Source organism: Leifsonia aquatica H1aii (assembly GCF_000633535.1).
GTDB classification, from domain to species: Bacteria; Actinomycetota; Actinomycetes; order Actinomycetales; family Microbacteriaceae; genus Leifsonia; species Leifsonia aquatica_A.
Map to the genome: position 1 here is coordinate 17224 of NZ_AYMR01000014.1, position 18824 is coordinate 36047.

Annotated in this window: 17 protein-coding genes; 10 read left to right on the forward strand and 7 right to left on the reverse strand. The window is 71.1% G+C overall.

Annotation, left to right across the window (positions count from 1 at the left end):
• Positions 1–6: 6 nt before the first annotated feature.
• The 3 genes from U870_RS0114785 (at position 7) to U870_RS0114795 (ending at position 3325) form a co-directional block, all read left to right on the forward strand.
• The gene (locus U870_RS0114785) at positions 7–1410 is read left to right on the forward strand and encodes a UDP-glucose dehydrogenase family protein (protein WP_025158158.1); all 1404 of its coding nucleotides are present in this window, start codon (positions 7–9) and stop codon (positions 1408–1410) included.
• 47 nt (positions 1411–1457) lie between these two features.
• On the forward strand, positions 1458–2492 hold the full coding sequence (gene galU, locus U870_RS0114790) for a UTP--glucose-1-phosphate uridylyltransferase GalU (RefSeq protein WP_025158159.1): 1035 nt from the start codon (positions 1458–1460) through the stop codon (positions 2490–2492).
• A 164-nt stretch (positions 2493–2656) separates the two neighbouring features.
• Positions 2657–3325 carry a DUF6518 family protein gene (locus tag U870_RS0114795; protein WP_162819164.1) on the forward strand — a complete coding sequence of 223 codons (669 nt, stop codon included), beginning with the start codon at positions 2657–2659 and terminating at the stop codon, positions 3323–3325.
• A gap of 103 nt (positions 3326–3428) precedes the next feature.
• On the opposite strand, the gene U870_RS0114800 is transcribed toward U870_RS0114795, so the two are convergent.
• Positions 3429–3737 (reverse strand): hypothetical protein, encoded by a 309-nt coding sequence (locus tag U870_RS0114800; protein WP_025158161.1) that lies wholly within the window; start codon positions 3735–3737, stop codon positions 3429–3431.
• A gap of 67 nt (positions 3738–3804) precedes the next feature.
• Here U870_RS0114800 and U870_RS0114805 point away from each other — a divergent pair, with 67 nt between their 5' ends.
• Entirely contained in the window at positions 3805–4563 is a 759-nt protein-coding gene (locus U870_RS0114805; protein WP_025158162.1) for a GNAT family N-acetyltransferase, read from the forward strand.
• 467 nt (positions 4564–5030) lie between these two features.
• Here U870_RS0114805 and U870_RS0114810 read toward each other — a convergent pair whose 3' ends face one another.
• Genes U870_RS0114810 through U870_RS0114820 form a run of 3 tightly spaced genes read right to left on the reverse strand, consistent with a single transcriptional unit; the run spans position 5031 to position 8241 of the window.
• Positions 5031–6104, reverse strand: coding sequence for a threonine aldolase family protein (locus U870_RS0114810; RefSeq protein WP_025158163.1), 1074 nt, complete (start codon positions 6102–6104; stop codon positions 5031–5033).
• Positions 6101–6784, reverse strand: a complete 684-nt coding sequence (locus U870_RS0114815; RefSeq protein ID WP_025158164.1) for an SDR family NAD(P)-dependent oxidoreductase — start codon at positions 6782–6784, stop codon at positions 6101–6103. Before U870_RS0114815 ends, U870_RS0114810 begins: the two co-directional genes overlap by 4 nt.
• Positions 6781–8241: a DUF6421 family protein gene (locus tag U870_RS0114820; RefSeq protein ID WP_025158165.1), complete on the reverse strand. Its 1461-nt coding sequence runs from the start codon at positions 8239–8241 to the stop codon at positions 6781–6783. Before U870_RS0114820 ends, U870_RS0114815 begins: the two co-directional genes overlap by 4 nt.
• Positions 8242–8438: 197 nt before the next feature.
• On the opposite strand from U870_RS0114820, the gene U870_RS0114825 reads away from it, so the two are divergent.
• Positions 8439–9173, forward strand: coding sequence for a DNA alkylation repair protein (locus tag U870_RS0114825; protein ID WP_025158166.1), 735 nt, complete (start codon positions 8439–8441; stop codon positions 9171–9173).
• Between the two features lie 14 nt (positions 9174–9187).
• Here the strand turns inward: U870_RS0114825 and U870_RS0114830 are convergent, their stop codons facing one another.
• Positions 9188–10426 carry an MFS transporter gene (locus U870_RS0114830; RefSeq protein ID WP_025158167.1) on the reverse strand — a complete coding sequence of 413 codons (1239 nt, stop codon included), beginning with the start codon at positions 10424–10426 and terminating at the stop codon, positions 9188–9190.
• Positions 10427–10538: 112 nt separating this feature from the next.
• Between U870_RS0114830 and U870_RS0114835 the strand changes: the two genes are divergently transcribed.
• A complete protein-coding gene (locus tag U870_RS0114835; RefSeq protein WP_025158168.1) occupies positions 10539–11435 on the forward strand; it encodes an SDR family NAD(P)-dependent oxidoreductase in 897 nt (298 codons plus the stop codon).
• A 14-nt stretch (positions 11436–11449) separates the two neighbouring features.
• Here U870_RS0114835 and U870_RS0114840 read toward each other — a convergent pair whose 3' ends face one another.
• Positions 11450–12349 carry an arginase family protein gene (locus U870_RS0114840; RefSeq protein ID WP_025158169.1) on the reverse strand — a complete coding sequence of 300 codons (900 nt, stop codon included), beginning with the start codon at positions 12347–12349 and terminating at the stop codon, positions 11450–11452.
• Between the two features lie 68 nt (positions 12350–12417).
• Positions 12418–13005, reverse strand: a complete 588-nt coding sequence (locus tag U870_RS25065; RefSeq protein ID WP_025158170.1) for a TetR/AcrR family transcriptional regulator — start codon at positions 13003–13005, stop codon at positions 12418–12420.
• Between the two features lie 106 nt (positions 13006–13111).
• Here U870_RS25065 and U870_RS0114850 point away from each other — a divergent pair, with 106 nt between their 5' ends.
• The 4 genes from U870_RS0114850 (at position 13112) to U870_RS0114865 (ending at position 18716) form a co-directional block, all read left to right on the forward strand.
• Positions 13112–13906 (forward strand): SDR family NAD(P)-dependent oxidoreductase, encoded by a 795-nt coding sequence (locus U870_RS0114850; RefSeq protein ID WP_025158171.1) that lies wholly within the window; start codon positions 13112–13114, stop codon positions 13904–13906.
• Positions 13907–14008: 102 nt separating this feature from the next.
• Complete coding sequence (locus U870_RS0114855; RefSeq protein ID WP_025158172.1) at positions 14009–15412, forward strand: APC family permease; 1404 nt, start codon at positions 14009–14011, stop codon at positions 15410–15412.
• Positions 15413–15596: 184 nt separating this feature from the next.
• A complete protein-coding gene (locus tag U870_RS0114860) occupies positions 15597–16766 on the forward strand; it encodes a thioester domain-containing protein (RefSeq protein ID WP_025158173.1) in 1170 nt (389 codons plus the stop codon).
• Positions 16767–16916: 150 nt separating this feature from the next.
• Positions 16917–18716: an RNA polymerase sigma factor gene (locus tag U870_RS0114865; RefSeq protein ID WP_025158174.1), complete on the forward strand. Its 1800-nt coding sequence runs from the start codon at positions 16917–16919 to the stop codon at positions 18714–18716.
• Positions 18717–18824 lie beyond the last annotated feature (108 nt).

The window sequence follows — 18824 nt, forward strand, 5'->3', positions numbered from 1 at the left end:
CCTGACATGACCACCCCCAAGAAGTCCCCGAAGGAGCAGCCCGCTCCGCGCCTCAGTGTCATCGGCACCGGCTACCTCGGCGCCACCCACGCGGCCGCCATGGCCGAGCTCGGCTTCGACGTCGTCGGCGTCGACACCGACCCGCACAAGGTCGAAGAGCTGCGGGAAGGGCGCGCGCCGTTCTTCGAACCGGGTCTGCCCGAGCTGATCCGGTCGAACGTCGCCGCCGGTCGCCTGGCGTTCACGACCGACATCGCCGAGGCGGTCGCGACCGCCGACGTGCATTTCATCTGCGTCGGCACTCCGCAGCAGTCGGGCTCGTTCGCCGCCAACCTCGCCTACGTGGAGGCGGCGGCCCGCGGCATCGCGGAGAACCTCACCCACGACGCGCTGATCGTCGGCAAGTCGACCGTGCCGGTGGGTACCGGCGCCCGGCTGCGGGCCATCGTCGCCGACGCCGCGCCCGTCGGGGTGAAAGTCGAACTGGTCTGGAACCCGGAGTTCCTGCGTGAGGGCAAGGCGGTCGACGACACCCTCCACCCCGACCGCCTGGTCTTCGGCGGCACCACGGCGGCCTCCGAAGCGTTGCTGCGTCGCGTCTACGCCACCCCGATCGCCGAAGGGACGCCGGTGCTGGTCGCCGACCTCCCGACCGCCGAGCTGGTGAAGGTCAGCGCGAACGCGTTCCTGGCCACCAAGATCTCGTTCATCAACGCGATCGCGGAAGTGTGCGACGCGGCCGGCGCGGACGTCTCCCTGCTGGCGGACGCCCTCGGGCACGACAAGCGGATCGGCCGCCAGTTCCTCAACGCCGGCCTCGGGTTCGGCGGCGGCTGCCTCCCGAAAGACATCCGCGCGCTGATGCATCGCTCGAGCGAGCTCGGCGCGCACGCCGCCGTCGGGTTGCTCCAGCAGGTCGACGAGATCAACATGGGTCGTCGGCAGCGCGTGATCGACCTCGCCCTGAAGGCGCTCGGCGGTTCGGTGCTCAACCGACGGATCGGAGTGCTCGGCGCGGCCTTCAAGCCGGAGACGGACGATGTCCGCGACTCGCCGGCGCTGAACGTCGCCGCCGCCCTGCACCTGCGCGGTGCCCAGGTCGTCGTCTACGACCCGCAGGCGCGCCGGACGGCGGAACGCCTGTTCCCGACGCTCGGTTACACCGATTCCATGGTGGATGCCGTGACGGGGGCCGATGCGCTCGTCGTGCTCACCGAGTGGGACGAATTCACGACCGCCGACCCGGCCGCCCTCAAGGCGATCGCTGCCGGCCGCACGGTGATCGACGCGCGCAACTGCCTCGACGCGGGTGCCTGGTCGGCCGCCGGCTGGGACGTCCTCGCGATGGGGACGGTCCCGACCGTGGCCCCGCTCGAGCGCGATCTCGCCACGCTCGCCGCCATCCACTGACCCGCTCCGCCTCCGTCCACCAGCCTCATCCGATCGAAGGAACCGACATGACCAGTTACGTCACCAAGGCCGTGATCCCCGCCGCGGGACTCGGCACCCGATTCCTCCCCGCCACGAAGGCGATGCCCAAGGAGATGCTCCCGGTCGTCGACAAGCCGGCCATCCAGTACGTCGTCGAGGAGGCCGTCTCCAGCGGCCTGCACGACGTCCTCCTCATCACCGGTCGCAATAAGAACGCGCTCGAGAACCACTTCGACCGCAACACCGAGCTGGAGGACACGCTCGTCCGCAAGGGCGACACCGACAAGCTCCAGAAGGTCAGCCACTCCACCTCGCTGGCCGACATGCACTACGTGCGCCAGGGCGACCCGAAGGGTCTCGGCCACGCCGTCCTGCGCGCCAAGATGCACATCGGCCACGAGCCGTTCGCCGTGCTGCTCGGCGACGACATCATCGACGAGCGGGACACCCTGCTCTCCCGGATGCTGGAGGTGCAGCACGCGCTCAACACCACCGTGGTGGCGCTGATGGAGGTGCCGCCTGAGTCCATCCACCTGTACGGCGCCGCCGCAGTCGTCGAGACGGACGAGGACGACGTGGTGCGCATCACCGGTCTCGTCGAGAAGCCGAGCCGCGAGAACGCGCCGTCGAACTACGCCGTGATCGGACGCTACGTGCTGCGCCCGGAGATCTTCGACATCCTGGAGAAGACGGAGCCGGGCAAGGGTGGCGAGATCCAGCTGACCGACGCCCTCGAGGGGCTCGCGACCGCCCCGGCCTGGACCGGTGGTGTGCACGGCGTCATCTTCCGGGGCCGTCGCTACGACACCGGGGACCGGCTCGACTACATCAAGGCGATCGTGCAGCTGGCCTCCGCGCGGGACGACCTCGGGCCGGGGCTGGTGCCGTGGCTGCGGGAGTTCGCCGACACGGTCGCGCCGGCGGCGCCGCTCGAGACCGTCGCGCCGTTCGCCGCACCCGCCGCACCCGCGGCACCCGCGCCGCCGGTGCGGCCCGCCGCCAAGCAGCCGAAGCAGACCTCCAAGCGCGAGCGCGAGCTGCTCCCCGTCGCCGGCGCCTGACCCTGTCCCTCCGTCCCGCCGCACCGCAGTCCCGAGTGACCGCGGTGCGGCGGGACGTCCGCGGTGCGGCGCCCGACCGCAGGCGTCCCGAACCGCAGCAGTCGCAGGCGGATGTCCGTCGCGAGAGGGACGCGTCAGAGGGGTCTGGTTCGTAGGGTCGGGGTATGACCAGTGCGACACGGCCGGTGGAGGCTCCGGCTCCGGTTCCGGGTGGATGGGCGCCGTGGATCCGCGGAGCGATGAGCGTCGCGGGAGTGGCGGTCGGCTCGCTTCTCGTCGGCGGACTGACCAGCTTCGGCCAGCAGTACCTCCCCGCCTGGTTCTCCTCGCTGGCCAACTCCGCCGGAGGGTGGGCGATGCTCGCGTTCGGGATCGTCTGGCTCAGCCGGGCGCGCCCGGCACTCGGCGCGGTGCTCGGAGCGCTCTCCTTCCTCCTGATGGTGGAGGGCTACGGTCTGGTCTCCGCGTGGCGCGGGTACTTCTTCGCGGACCCGTTCTCCAGCGTCTGGACGGCGATCGCCGTCGTCGCCGGACCGGTGCTGGGGGCGTGTGCGGCGATCGTCCGGCACGGTTCCGGACTTCGGGCGGCGCTCGCGGCGGTCCCGTTGTCGGCTGTGCTGCTCGGCGAAGGCGGCTGGGCCCTCCTCCGCATCGCCGACACCACGAGCCCGGTCTACTGGGTCATCGAGATCGTGCTCTCCGTGGTCGTGATCGCCGTGGCGATCGGTCGCAACCGCCTCACCGTTCGCCAGGCGGCCGTCGTCGCCGCCGCCTTCCTCACCGCCGCTGCTGTCTACGCCGCGCTCTGGATGCTCCTGGATGCGTGGCGGTGAGCGCGTCGCGCCTCCGCGGTGCACGCGAGTGCTCCCACGGTACGTTTGCCCCGCGTCGACACGGCGCACTCGTACCGGGACGCCGCACGCACGGCCGGACGCCTCAGTCCAGGCCGAGGCGCTTCAGCGTGTGCTTCTCGCTGTGGCCGGCGTCGGTCTCGATCTCGTCGACCGCGATGGGGATGTTCGGCCCGACCGCGAGCCACACGAAGCCGTCGCGGTGCACCAGCGGTACCAGGTCGGTGGTGCCGTCGCGCAGCAGGGTGCGGATCCGCTTCAAGAGTGCGTAGCCTTCGGACGGGCGCGTGACGTACGTCTTCCGTCGGTAGTGGACGACGTGGGCGACGGTCTTGGCGCTGAGGCCCGCGACCTCGCTGGCGGGGAGCGGGTCGGCGTGCTGGGTGTCGGTCATACTCCGGACCGTACGCCGTCGGGAGGCCGCTGGCGACCGGTTCCGGCGCACCCGCTAGCGTGGGCGGATGGAGATCCCCGCACCCGATGTCCTCGACCGGCTCGCCGACCACGGCTGGCCGGCGCTCGAACGCGAACCATTCGGTCCGTGGATGTTGCGGGCCGCCGACGGCGTTACGAACCGTGCGAACTCCGTCCGGGCAACCGGTGGGCACGCCGATCTCCCGGCGGCGGTGGATACGGCCGAGGCCTGGTACGCGGCGCGCGGACTCCCCGCCGTGTTCCAGGTGAGCCCGGCCTCGTCCGCCGCGCTGCCCCGGGAATTGCGGAAGCGCGGCTACCGGGAGCACTCCGAGACGGCCGTCCTGGTGGCGGACCGATCCACGGTCGCCGCGGCCGGCACGCGCACGGCACCGAGCATCGCGGTCGCGCCCGACGCGTCGACCGGATGGCTCGACACCTGGTGGACGGTCGACGGTCGCGGCGGGGCGTCCGCCCGTGGGACCGTCGAGCGCATCCTCGCCGGTGGACCCGCGCTCTATGCCTGGGCCGGAGCGGAGGACGCCCCTGACGCGGTCGCCCGGCTGGCGCTCGTCGGCGCGTGGGGCGGGCTGTATGCGGTGGCGACGCTCCCGGCAGCACGCCGCCGCGGGCTCGCGCGGTCGCTCACCGCAGCGCTCGCGGGGGAGGCCGCCGGACACGGCGTCGAACGGCTCTGGTTGCAGGTGCTGGCCGACAACTCCGGAGCGATCGCTCTGTACGAGAGCCTCGGGTTCGTCCCGGCCTCGCGCTACGCCTACTGGCAGGCTCCGCTGGGGGTCCGTTGAACCCACGATGCCGGGCGGTATGGACACTAGGGTTAGTCCACACAGCCCGGCAGCGTTTCGGGGTTACGGCCGCTGGATATTCGGGTCTCCTCGGCCGCATCTGAAGACTAGCGGAAACCTCGTCCTCGGTGTGGGTCGAATGGAGGACAAAATCTGTACCCCTCTACCCCAATCCGGGGGTGGCCCGGGCGTTGTCGTCGCGCGGGTGGTTCGGCTGGCACGACGGCGTTAACCCACGATGCCGGGCGGCACGGAGACTAGGGATCATTCGTGCTGCCCGGCATACGTTCGGGGTTACGGCCGGTGGATATTCGGGTTCCCCCGGCCGCTCTTCGAGGATAGCGAACTTGTGGGTCAAATGGAGGACATTTTTGTACCCCGACTTCACCCCAGACCGAGGGGCACCAGACCGAGGGACACCATGTCGACGGGCACCACGTCGAGGGAGGCCGCCATGCGGCGCGGACTCAGGCGGTGCCAAGCTCCTGCACCAGGGCGGCGACGAAGTCGTCGATGTCCTGCTCGGAGGTGTCGAACGAGCACATCCAGCGCACCTCGTTGCGAGCGGCATCCCAGTCGTAGAACCGGAAGTGTTCGCGCAGCCGGTCCGCGACGCCGGCGGGGAGGGTCGCGAAGACGCCGTTCGCCTGCGTCTCCTGGCTGAAGCCGACGCCCTGGATGCTGCCGTCCGCGATGCCGCGCTCGAGGGCTGTGCGCAGGCGGGTGGCCATGGCGTTGGCGTGCCCGGCCGAGCGCAGGTAGAGGTCGTCGGTGAGCAGGGCGATCAACTGCGCCGAGATGAACCGCATCTTCGAGGCCAGCTGCATGTTCAGCTTGCGCAGGTAGATCAGGCCGTCGGAGGCCTCCGGGTTCAGCACGACCACGGCCTCGCCGTACAGCATGCCGTTCTTGGTGCCGCCGAAGCTGAGCACGTCGACGCCCGCGTCGGTGGTGAACGCCCGCAGCGGCAGGCCGAGGGTCGCGGCCGCGTTGGAGATGCGGGCGCCGTCCATGTGCAGCTTCATGCCGAGCGCGTGCACGTGATCGGCGATCGCGCGGATCTCCTCGACCGTGTAGGCCGTGCCGAGCTCGGTCGTCTGGGTGATGGAGACGACCAGCGGCTGCGCGCGGTGCTCGTCGCCCCAGCCCCACGCCTCGCGGTCGATCAGTTCGGGGGTGAGCTTGCCGTCCGGGACCTCGACCGGGAGCAGCTTGAGGCCCGCGACGCGCTCCGGGGCGCCGGCCTCGTCGGTGTTGATGTGCGCGGTCTTCGCGCAGACGACCGCGCCCCAGCGGGGGACCATCGACTGCAGGCCGACCACGTTGGCGCCCGTGCCGTTGAAGACCGGGAACACCTGGACGCCCTCGCCGAAGTGCTCGGCGAAGACCTCGTGCAGGCGCTCCGTGTAGACGTCTTCGCCATAGGCGATCTGGTGGCCCTGGTTGGCCGCGGCGATCGCGTCGAGGATCTCGGGGTGCACACCCGCGTAGTTGTCGGAGGCGAAGCCGCGCAGGTTCAGATCATGGAGTTGTAGCGTCACCCGTCCATCCTTGCAGGATTCGCGGCGAGTGGGATGCGCGTGCCGTTCACCTCGGCGGCCGAGCTCTCCCAGAGGCGCACGACCTCGTCGCCGAGCCGCTCCTCGAGGCCGGACAGCGTCTTCACGACGAAGACGACGGCCGCCGCATCGGGGGCCTGCTTCGCGAAGCCCTGCGCGACGGCGCGGGTCCAGGCGTCGGCCGCGGCCTTCGCGGCGGCGTAGTTCGCGCCTCCCGCGTACGGCGCATCGACCGCCGTCGATGAGACGATCGCGAGCCGGCCCGCAGGCGAGGCCGCCAGGTCGTCGAAGAACACCCGCGTCGTGTTGCGGAGCGTGCGGAAGCCGCGCTCGAGGAACTCCCAGTCCTCATCGCTCTGGCCTTCGAGACCGCCGCCTCCGCGCCAACCGCCGACCAGATGGATGAGGCCGTCGATGGTGCCGAACTTGAGGTGGATGCGCATCGCGAGCTCGGCCACGGCGTCCCGATCCGACAGGTCGCACACCCGGGTGTCGACGCCGGGGACCGCGGCGGCCAGGGCCTCCAGCGCCTCCTCGCGGGTGCCGACGGCGAGGACCGTCGCGCCCGCCGTCACCAGCGATCGCGCGACGGCCTCGCCGCTGGTGCTGGTCGCTCCCGCGATCAGCACCAGCCGGCCGTGCAGCGGAAGGGCGTCCGTCACGCGGCGCCCGCCGGGGCGTCGTCCGTCGTGCCGGTGATGCCCGCCGTCGATTCGATGACCGAAGCCATCTTCTTGTTCAGCGCCTCGTAGAACATCGAGAGCGGGAACTCGTCGTCCAGTACCGCGTCCGTGTAGCCCTTGGGCGCACCGGAGAGGATCTCGTCGGACAGCCCGCGTGCCCAGTGGGAGGCGGGGTGCGGCGTGAGGGTCTGCGTCAGCATCTCGTACGCGGCCAGCCAGTGCGAGACCTTCGGCCGGTCGATCGACCGCCAGTAGAGCTCGTTGATCTGATCGCTGAGGGCGACCACCACGTCCGGCACCGACTCCCAGTCGATCGTGAGCTGGGTGTCCGTCCAGTGCAGCACGTCGTGCTGGTGCATCCACGCGAACAGCAGCTGGCCGCCGAGCCCGTCGTAGTTGCGGACGCGGCTGCCGGTGATCGCGAACCGGAAGATGCGGTCGAAGATCACCGCGTACTGCACGAGGTGAGCGTGGTCGCGGATGGCCCGCTGCGCCTCGGACAGCTCTGCGTCGGGGACCGCCGACAGCGTGCGCTCGAGCCGGACCGACTCGCGGAACGCCGTCAGGTCGCAGCGCAGCTCCTCCAGCGAGTAGAGGAAGAACGGCATCCGCTGCTTGATCATGAACGGGTCGAACGGCAGGTCGCCGCGCATGTGGGAGCGGTCGTGGATGATGTCCCACATCACGAAGGTCTCCTCCGTGAGCTGCTGGTCGTCCAGCATCGCCGCGGCGTCGGCCGGCAGCTCGAGCTTGGTGATCTCCGCGGCGGCGCGCACCACCCGGCGGTACCGGGCGGCCTCGCGGTCCTGGAAGATCGCGCCCCAGGTGAACTGCGGGATCTCGCGCATCGCGACCGTCTCGGGGAAGAGCACTGCCGAGTTGGTGTCGTAGCCGGGGGTGAAGTCCACGAAGCGCAGCGCGACGAAGAGCTTGTTGCCGTACTCGCCGGCCTCCAGCTCCGCGACGAACTCGGGCCAGATCACCTCGACCAGCACGGCCTCCACGAGGCGGTTCGCGCTGCCGTTCTGCGTGTACATCGGGAACACGACCAGATGGCCGAGCCCGTCGACGCGGTGCTGTTGGGGCTGGAACTCGTTCAAGGCGTCCAGGAAGTCGGGAACGCCGAAGCCCTCGTCGGCCCAGCGTGCGAAGTCCCGCTGCAGGGCCGCCAGATACGACGCGTCGTGCGGGAAGAAGGGGGCGAGCTCGCCGATCGACGCGATCAGCGTGTCGACGTGCTCGGCGGCGGCCGGCCGGTCGGACTCCTGCTCGACCGAGCCGTCCTTCACCTGCAGCGCCTGCAGGGCGATGGCGGCGTCCTTGAGCCGGAGCCAGGCGGAGTGCGTGGCGACCTCGCGGACCGGGCGGGCGTCCTCGACGACCTCGGGTTCTCCGACAATCGCGTTCTGCGTGAAACCAGTTGTGGACTGAGACATGTGACGAACCTCCCGTCATCGGTCGGCCGCGGGCATGCGGCAGGATCGGACGCGCGAAATCGTGTCCTCACTCGAGCCTAACCGCGGATCGCGGACGTTTCTTTGACGGTTTCAGCGGAAAAGTGCGCCACAAGCGGCGATCGTGCACGATTCGACACCCACTGCGCGCAGGGCGTGCGTTCGCTAGTGTCGGCGGCATGACGATCGACGCGACCGCGGTGCAACAGGCACTCGCCGCGATCGCCGATCCCCGGGACGCGGACGTCCTGCGGCGCTTCTTCAAGACCGGGCCGGGTGAGTACGGCGAGGGCGACGTCTTCATCGGCGTGCGCGTACCGCAGACGCGCGCGGTCGCGAAACGGTTCGAAGGGATGCCGCTGGAGCAGATCGACGTGCTCCTCGACAGCGCGGTGCACGAGCACCGCCTCGCCGGCCTGATCATCCTGAACCGCGCCTTCGAACGCGCGAGCCGCCCCCGCGGGCGAGACGACGAGGCTCGCGAGCGCATCGCCTCCTTCTACCTCGCGGCTGTGCGTCGCGGGCGCGTGAACAACTGGGACCTCGTCGACTCCTCCGCCGAGTTCGTGCTCGGCGCCTGGTTGTGGGACCGGCCGCGCGGGGTGCTCGATGAGCTCGCCGCGAGCGACGTGCTCTGGGAACGACGGGTCGCCGTGCTCTCGACGTTCGCGTTCATCCGTCGGGGCGATGCGTCCACGACGCTCGCACTGGCCGAGCGTCTGCTCGCCGATCGCGAGGACCTCATGCACAAGGCGGTCGGGTGGATGCTGCGGGAGGTCGGCAAGCGGGTCGATCGCGCCCTCCTCCTGGGCTTCCTCGACGAGCATGCGGCGCAGATGCCGCGCACGATGCTCTCGTACGCCACCGAGCATCTCGACCCGGAGACCCGCGCCGAGTACCGCGCGGCACGCTGAGCGGCACGTCGCACCTACTCTCCGGAGTCGGCCGGAGCCGGCTCCGGAGCTCCCCGGGTGACCCGCGGCCGCAGTGCGGGGGCGCTGATGAACGCGGCCGCCATCAGAGCCACGACGAGCCACAGCGCACCGAGCAGGCCGGTCGAGTGCGCGACGAGCCCGAGCACGGGGGGTCCGGCGAGGTTGGCGAGGTAGCCGATGGAGGCGACGACGCTGACTCGGGCGGCCGCATTGCCGCCGCCCTCCGCCGCGGCCGACATCCCGAGCGGGAAGCCCATCGAGACGCCGACGGCCCAGAGCATGACGCCGACGAGCACCATCCAGAGTTCGCCGCCGAGGATGAAGAGCAGCAGACCGACGATTCCGAGGGCCGTGGTCCAGCGGATGGTCGCCACACGGCCCAGCCGGTCGACCACGGGACCGCCGAAGATCCGGGTCGCGGCCTCGCTGGCGGCGAAGATCGTGAAGAAGAGGGCGGCGATCGCGGCCGTCTGGCCGTGGTCGTCCTTCACCGACAGCGTCAGCCAGGTGTTGGCCGAGCCCTCGCCGAGCTCCACGCCCAGCATCACGACGCCGATCACGAGGAGGCGCACATCCATCCAGCCGCGCAGCCACTGCTTCACCCGCACCGCGACGGGCGGCCGCGCGGGAGTCTCGGCCGTCACCGGGGCGGCGGCGGGAATGGCCCGCGCCATGGCCAGGGTCACGACCACCACGACGACACCCAGCGCCATGAACTGGGCAGAGGGGGCGATGCCGAGGGCGGCGCAGGCCGCGCCGATCCCGGACCCGATCGCCGCACCGACGGACCACGCGGCGTGCATCAGGGGCATCAGCGTCTTCGCGGCGGCCTGCTCGATCGCCGCGCCCTCCACATTGATGAGCACGTCGAGCGTCCCGATCCCGAGCCCGACCGTGACGAAGCCGATCGCGACCAGGGGGACCGACTGCAGCAGGAGCGCCCCGCCGAGAAGCACGAGCGAGCCCGCGATCGTCAGCAGCGCCGTCGACACGGCCCAGCGGCCGCCGAGCCGGCCGAGCAGCGGGGTCGACAGGCCGAGCCCGGCGATCGAGCCCACGGTGGAGCAGGCGATGAGCACACCGACCGTCGGGGTGTCGATGTTCAGCTCGCGCATCAACTCGGGGAGTCGCGGCCCCCAGGTCGCGATCGTCACCCCGCCGAGCCCGAAGGCGGCGGTGATCGCGTTGCGCCAGCGGACCAGTGCGCGGCGGTCGAGAGCGGTCTGCGTCATCACAGGGACCTCGGATCGGATCGGATGGGAAGGAGGGAAAACCGAGTAACGATCGGTGTCCTCGTCGATCGTACACGCGGCGGCCGTCGCTCTCGCCTGCGATGATGGACGGATGGCGAGAACGGTTCGGGGTGCACGTGTGCTCATCACCGGGGCCGCGTCCGGGATGGGGCGGTTGTACGCGGAGCGCGCCGTGCGCGAGGGCGCACGCGCGGTCGTCCTCTGGGACCGCGACGCCGCCGCCCTCGACGCGTTGACCGCCGCCCTGCGTGCCGAGATCCTGACCGGCCGGTCCGCCACGGCGTGGGATGCACCGCCGCGCTCGCCCTCCTCCGCCGCGGGCCGCCCCGCCACCAGCGTGCACCCGTTCGTCCTCGACCTGGGGGAGCTCGGCGCCATCGCGCAGAGCGCGCAGGCAGTCCGTCGTGAGCTCGGCGGCGTCGACGTGCTCATCAACAACGCGGGGATTGTGCGCGGCAAGTTCTTCTGGGAGCACGACAACGGCGCCGACACCCGACCCACCATGCAGGTCAACGCCCTCGCCCCGATGTACGTCACGCGGGAGTTCCTGACCGGGATGATCGAGAGCTCACGTGAGGCGCGCGTGGTGAACATCGCGTCGGCCGCCGGCACCCTCTCCAATCCGCGCATGAGCGTCTACGCCGCCAGCAAGTGGGCGGTCATCGGCTGGAGCGACAGCATGCGCCTCGAGCTGGAGCAGCAGGGGTTCGGGCACGTGAAGGTGACGACCGTCGCTCCCAGCTACATCGACACCGGGATGTTCGAGGGCGCCCGCGGCCCGCTGCTGACGCCCGTGCTCGCGCCGGAGTACGTGGTCGACAAGGTCTGGAAGGCCATGCTCGCCGGTCGGCCGCTGCTCATGCTGCCGTGGTCGGTCGGACTGGCTCGCGTATTGAAGGGCGTGCTGCCGACGCGGGCGTGGGATGCGGTGGCCGAGCGCCTCGGTGTCTATCACTCCATGGACTTCTTCACCGGCCGCCGCCCGTAGTCGGGCCCGCGCGCTCAGCCGCGAGCGCTCCCGACCGTGGAGATCGGGCCGACCAGGATGTCGGCGAGCAGGCGCGCGTAACGGCCGTCCGGATCGAGGTCGGGGTCGAACACGGTGATCGAGGCTCCGATCGCTCCGGGGGCCAGTGCTCCGAGGAGGTCCGACAGGCCATCGGCCGACAGGCCGCCCGGGTCGGGACTGTCCACGGCCGGCATCACGCTCGGGTCGAGCACATCGACATCGACCTGGAGCCAGTATCCGGAGCCCGCGACGCGATGCACGAGGGCGGAGAGCGTCGCGGGCGTCGACGCGATGATGTCGCGCGCGGAGACGACGGCGCCGAGGTGCGCGCGTGCGTCGGCGGCGTGCTCGTCGTCGTCGCGATGGCCCAGGTGGACGGCGCGCGACGGCACGACGTAGGGGCCGAGACCGTCGATGTCGGAGAGGGCGGGGGAGTGCAGGCCGATCGCGGCCGCGAGGTCCTCTCCCGCGACGCTGCCCCAGCGGTCGCTGTTGCCGGGGTGGCGGAAGTCGGTGTGCCCGTCGATGTGGACCAGCCCGCTGCGGCCCCGCCGGGCGAGGGCGACGCCGATCCCGACGAGTACGCTGCAGTCTCCGCCGATGACGACGGGAGAGTCCCCGGCGTCGAGGATCTCGGTCAGTCGACCCGCGAGCCGCCGCGCATGGTCGACCAGGGCGATCTCGTTGCGGACGACGCCCAGGGGCCGTTCCGCGTCGTCATCGACGTAGCGGCCGGGGACGATCACGCCGGCCTCGCGCGCGCCGAGAGCCTGGAGGCGTGCGAACAGCCCCGCCTCCCGGAGTGCCTCCGGCGCCTTCGACGCGCCGGGGACACTGCCCGGGCGCGGAGGGCGGAGCCCCAGATCGGTCGGGGCGGACACGAGTGCGATCACACGGTCAGCCTGCCAGGTGCGGGCCGGTTCCGCTCCGTTCGACGGGCCGGCTCATTCGGCGGTCCCGTTCAGCGGGCGGCGATGCCCTCCCACAGCTGGTCGAGCGCGGCGTCCACGACGACCTCGGTCGCGTACTCCTCGAGCATCCCCTGCGCCGCGAGCACTGCGACGCCGTGCATGTGGGCGTGCACGACGACGGCGAAGACGCCGGGGTCGCCCGCCCGGACCTCGCCCGCGGCCTGCGCCTCGGCGATCAGGTCGCGCGCGACGAGCATGCCGCGGTAGCCGGTCTCGCGCAGGAGGTCGCTGGCCGCGTCGTCGTGCTTGGTCGTGTACATCAGGTGAAGCAGCTCGGGCCGGTCGGTGGCGAAGGCGACGTAGGCGCGGGCGGTGCGCTCGAATCGGCTGCGGAAGTCGCCGGCGCCGGCAGCGGCCTCCGCGAGCCGCGCGTTCATGGCCTCGAACCCGTCGAGCGCCAAGGCGTCGAGGAGTGCCTGCTTGTCGCGGAAGTGCCGTGCAGGCGCGCCGTGGCTGACCCCGAGATCGCGCGCGACCTGGCGCAGCGACAGGCCGTCGACTCCGACCTCCCGCAGAGCGACCTCCGCCTGCGCGAGCAGGGCCGTGCGCAGGTTGCCGTGGTGGTACGCGGTCGTCATGACGGCATCCTATCGCCCGAGTAGACGTTGACAACATTGCAGACAGTGTCTACATTGAAGCTCGGGAGACCACAGGGGTCGCCCGATCGAACGGACGGCGGAGAACATGGCCATCGATTTCGCGGGGCGCACGGCCCTGATCACCGGGGCGAGCTCGGGACTCGGGGCGGAGTTCGCCCGCCGGCTCGCGGCGCGCGGGGCGGATCTGGTGCTCGTCGCCCGACGAGGTGAGCTGCTCGAGGAGCAGGCGGCCGAGCTGCGCTCGCAGCACGGCGTGACCGTCACTCCGATCGCGATGGACCTCGCCCGCCCCGGTGTCGGCGCGGAGCTGCGGGAGCGGCTCGCGGCGCGCTCCATCAGGGTGAGCACGCTGATCAACAACGCGGGGTTCGCGACCTATAACGCGTTCATCGACGAGGACCCGGAGCGCATCGCGGCCGAGATCCAGCTCGACGTCGCGACCCTCGTCGATCTGACGCGCGCGTTCCTGCCGGAGATGATCGCGCACGGCACGGGCGCTCTCGTCAACGTCGCCAGCACGGCGGCCTACCAGCCACTCCCCGGCATGGCCGTCTACGGCGCGAGCAAGGCGTTCGTCCTGTCGTTCACCGAGGCGATCGCCGTGGAGACGAAGGCCTCGGGCGTCCGTGTGCTGGCCCTCAGCCCGGGCGCGACGCGCACCGAGTTCTTCGACGTCGTCGGCACGGAGGCCGCCGCCGTCGGCGGGTATCAGACGCCGGAACAGGTGATCACCACGGCCCTGAAGGCGCTGGACAGGCGGCGCACCCCGGCCTCCGTGGTCTCGGGCCGGGCCAACCGGCTGAGCTCGACGTTCGCGGCCCTCGCTCCACGCTCGCTCGCGGCGGCGGCGGCGGGTCGGATGCTCGCCTCCGGCGCCTGACCTCGATCGGCCGGTTCACCCCCGAATGGGTGGCGAACCTGAGAGAACTCACATACAGTGCCCCGTACGCGCAGCACCGCGGCTGCGCGGAAGGGAGCACTCGTGAGCGATCCGTCCTGGACCCAGGTGGTCAAGACCGTCGAACCAGAGCAGCCGGAACTCAAGCGGGCCCTGGGGCCCGGACTGCTGCTGCTGTTCATCGTCGGCGACATCCTCGGCACCGGCGTCTACGCCCTCACTGGCCAGGTGGCGGCAGAAGTGGGAGGCGCTGCCTGGCTGCCGTTCCTGCTCGCGTTCGGCGTCGCGACGCTCACCGCGTTCTCGTACCTCGAGCTGGTCACCAAGTACCCGCAGGCCGCCGGTGCCGCGCTCTACACGCACAAAGCGTTCGGCATCCACTTCCTGACGTTCATCGTCTGCTTCGTGGTCATGACCTCGGGCATCACGTCGGCGTCGACCGCCTCGCGCGCGTTCGCCGTGAACCTCGGGATCGGCTTCGGCCTCCCGGATGACAACCTCGCGACGATGCTCGTCGCCCTCGCCTTCATCGTCCTCATCATGCTGGTGAACCTGCGAGGCGTGACCGAGAGCGTGTGGCTCAACGTCGTGCTGACCCTGGTGGAGCTGTCCGGACTCCTGCTGGTGATCTTCATCGGACTGTGGGCGATCTCGGGCGGCAACGCCGACTGGTCGCGGGTGGTCGCGTTCGAGACGCCGGAGGACAAGAACGTGCTGCTCGCCGTGAGCACGGCGACCTCCCTCGCCTTCTTCGCCATGGTCGGCTTCGAGGACTCGGTCAACATGGCGGAGGAGACCAAGAACCCCAGCCGGATCTTCCCGAAGATGATGCTCAGCGGCCTCGGGGTCGCCGCGGTGATCTATGTTCTCGTCTCCATCACCGTCGTCGCTCTGGTGCCGATCGGGGAACTGGCCGGCAGCGAGACCCCGCTGGTGATGGCCGTGCAGGCGGGAGCCCCGGGCTTCCCGATCAACGACCTCCTGCCGTTCATCTCGATGTTCGCCGTCGCCAACACCGCGCTCATCAACATGATGATGGCCAGCCGCCTGCTCTACGGCATGGCCAAGCAGGGCGTGCTGCCGCCGTTCCTGGCCTCGGTGTCGCCGAAGCGGCGGACGCCGTGGACGGCCATCCTGTTCACCAGCGCCCTGGCCGTTGCGCTCATCGTCTACGTCTCGCTCGACCCGCAGGGGTCGATCGTGGCGCTCCTGGGCGGCACGACCTCCCTGCTCCTGCTGGTGGTCTTCGCGATCGTGAACATCGCGGTGCTCGTGCTGCGCCGGCAGCCCGTGGATCACCAGCACTTCCGCACCCCGACCGTGCTGCCGGTGATCGGAGCGATCACCTGCCTCTACCTGGTCTTCCCGTGGACCTCCGGGCGGCCGGGAGGGCAGTACGGCATCGCCCTGGCACTGTTGACGATCGGCGTGCTGCTGTGGGTGGTCGAGCGGATCTACGCGGCTGTGCGGAAGCGCTCCGCGGGCTGACGCGGGGCCGGAGGCTGTCGCCGGCCAGGATGCTGCGGAGTCCGTTCCCCTGCGGAAGTGACGCCGAGACGGGGAATTCCCAGCGTCCCTTTCGGGGGATTCTGCCCTCTCGCCGACCTCGCTAGCGTGGGGCGTCGTCGCGTCGTCGGACCGGACGACACCACCCGACGGAAGGACCGGCACGATGGCGCACCACTCACGGCGGCGGGCAGGACTGCTCCTCTCGCTCACTCTGGCCGCTCTGCTGGGGGCGGCGGGCGTCGCCTCGTCCGCCCCGGCGGTCGCGGCGACCGTCGACGACGGCTCGTCCATCTACGTCGGTGCGCGTCAGGGCTACGGCGGGACCGGTGTGTTCCCCCTCTACGCGAGCGCCCCCGCCGACCCGGCGAACCCCGGCGACCCCGACCTGTGGGCGTACTGCATCGAGCACGACGTGCACGCCGAGACCGGGCTCGAGGGGGTCGTCGGCGACGCCTCCGGCTTCCTCGGCACCAACTACTTCACCGACCCGGCCGTCCAGAGCAAGATCTTCTGGGTGCTCGCCCACAGCTACCCGGCGCTCAGCCTGGCGGACTTCGGTGCGGCGGTCGGCGTCCCCGGCATCTCCCGCAACGATGCGATCGAAGCCACCCAGTATGCGATCTGGCGCTACACCGAGCTCACGTGGGACGCCGCGTGGGACTTCACGACCCCTGCCTCCGGGACGGCGTACGGATACCTCCTCGCCGGCGCCAACGCGAGCACCGGGACCGTGCCCGATACGGCGAAGGTCGCTGTGAGCGTCCCGGCGGCCGCCCCGACCGCCGGCCGGCTCGTCGGGCCGTTCGTGGTCACCTCCAACCGGCCGACCGTCCAGGTCTCGGTCGCGCCTGCCGTTCCGGTAACCGACGCCACCGGAAACCCCGTCGACCTGAACGCCGTCACCGACGGCCAGGAGCTCTATCTGGATCTGCGCGGCAAGACCGCGGCGGGAGGTGCGACGATCACCGCCACCGTCGCGGGTTCGTCGGTCGACGGACACATCGTCTCGGTCCCGACGGCGGCGGGAGGCATCCCGACGGCCGCCTCCCATGCCCAGTCGATCGTCCTGGTCGCCGGTGCCTCCGCGACGACCGACGCCCAGGCCTCCGTCCAGTGGGCGGCGACGGCGGTCCCCACCACGTCGTCGCCCGGCGCGAGCCCGGCCCCGTCCGCCACCGCGGCCACGGCACCATCGACCACCGCGACCACGAGCCTCGCCGCAACGGGTTCCGCGCTCCCGGCAGGAGCGGCGGCCGTGGGGCTCGTCGCGATCCTCGCGGGACTCGGCGTCGCCGTGCGGAGCCGGTGGACGCGAACCCGACGCCAGCACTGACGCCTCTCCGGCCGCGTCACATCGTGCTCCGCCGCGACTCGTGCGGAGGGGGGATCCGCGTGACGATCGGACGCCTCCGTGGCGGCGGCGTAGTCGCGGGTGCGCGCCGGACCCCTTCGTCCTGAGAAGGTATGTACCTGGGGAGGGAACGTGAACGAAGACCGTAGCGACGCGGAGCTGCTCGAACGCCTGCGCGACGGCGACAACGCCGCGTTCGCCGCGCTCTGGGAGCGTCACTCGGCGGCGGCCCGACGATACGCCCGGCACCTCGCCCCCGGCCAGGTCGACGACCTCGTGGCGGAGTCCTTTCTGGCGATCTACCACCAGGTCACGACGACGTCCAAGGGACCGGCGTTCGCGTTCCGGTCGTACCTGCGCGCCGTCATCCGGAACACCGCGATCCGGTGGGGGAAGGACGCGGGTCGCTTCGTCGACCAGGACGAGGTCGATGAGATCGAACCGCGTGACGGTCTCGCCCGTGCGGAGGAGGCATCCGAATCGGTGGAGGTGCTCGCGGCCTTCCAGGAGCTCCCCGACCGCTGGCAGCGCGTCCTCTGGCTGACCGAGGTCGCCGACGTTCCCCGACCGGCGATCGCGCGGGAACTGGGCATCAAGCCGAACGCGGTGTCCGCGCTCCACCGGCGAGCCCGCTCGGGGCTCAAGCTCCAGTGGCTCTCACGTCAGGTCCCGGAAGTCCTGCGCGTGGACGAGACCCACGTGGCGCGGCTGCTGCCGCAGCATCTCACCGAGCCGAAGAACGCCGCGCTCGCCGCCGGGGTCGCCGTCCACGTGGCGGCGTGCGTCCTGTGCAACGACCTCCTGCAGGACATGCGCACCATGTCGCGTCGCGTCCGGACCCGGACCCTCGCCGTGCTCCTGGGGGCGGGAGGCGTGGGCGGGTCAGCGACGGCCGTGACGGTGACGACGGGGACCACGGCAGTCGCGACGGGGCTGTTCGGCACCGGGCTCGCCGGCCTCCTCACGGCGGGAGGGCTCAGCGTCGCGGCGATCGGCGGCAGCCTCCTGCTGACGACGGTCATCGGTGTGTCCGCGGCGTCACCTCAGACGGCGCCGCCCGTTGCGTCCGCGGTCACCGCGCCACCGGCGGCGCCGACGGCCTCCGCCCCGTCACCGGCTGCGGAGGCCGTCGGTCCGAGCGCACCGGCGCGACCGGACGCGCCCGAGGCGACGGAAGCCCCGACCGGACGTCATGTCGATGATCCGACCATCCCGACGGTCACCCTGGCCGATCCATCCGGGGCGGATGCGCCCACCGCGCCGACCCGCCCGACGCCCGCCGATCCGAGCGTGCCCTCCCCGTCGACCGGCGGCGGTTCCGTGCTGTCGCCCGGAGTGGCGACGCCGACAGCGTCGTCCGGCTATCTGGCTCCGGTCCTCGCCGGCAGGACCAGCGCGACGGCGGGTGTGGCCGTGGAGGTCGACGGTCAGCGCTTCAGCCCGACGGTCGCCCCCGACGGACGGTGGACGTTCGACGCGCGCGCCCTCCAACTGAACCCCGGCGTCCACTCCTCTCGCGTGTGGGCGTTCGACGCCGACACGCGATCCGCCGCCGTCAGCGGGACCATCACCATCCTCCCGCTCGTCGTCACCGGGTTCGAGCAGCTGACGGGCTTCGAGGACATGACCGTCGCCGAGGCGCAGACCACGGGTATCGTCATCGAGGTGACGGGCCCGGCAGGCGGACGCGTCTATGTCTCCACCATGGAGGGCCACACGGCGATCGTCCCGCTCGGCGCCACCGGTCACACCCGACTGCGCCTGCTGATGAACTCTCGCGGCTGGTACTACTTCACCTTCCGCGCCCTCGACTCCGACGGGTTCTGGGGGCCGGGGCTCGAGGCCGCCGCCGACGTGTACGACCCCGACATCGTCTTCGATCCCTACGGTCCGGACCCGGACGACATGACCTTCACGCTCACCGCGCCCTGACCGTCACAGGGATCGGACCTCCGGTCCGGCGTCACCTTCACGGCGTCACCTTCGCGGCGTCGACGACTCCTTCAAGACGAAGGCGGCATCCCGGCCGTCCGCACACCG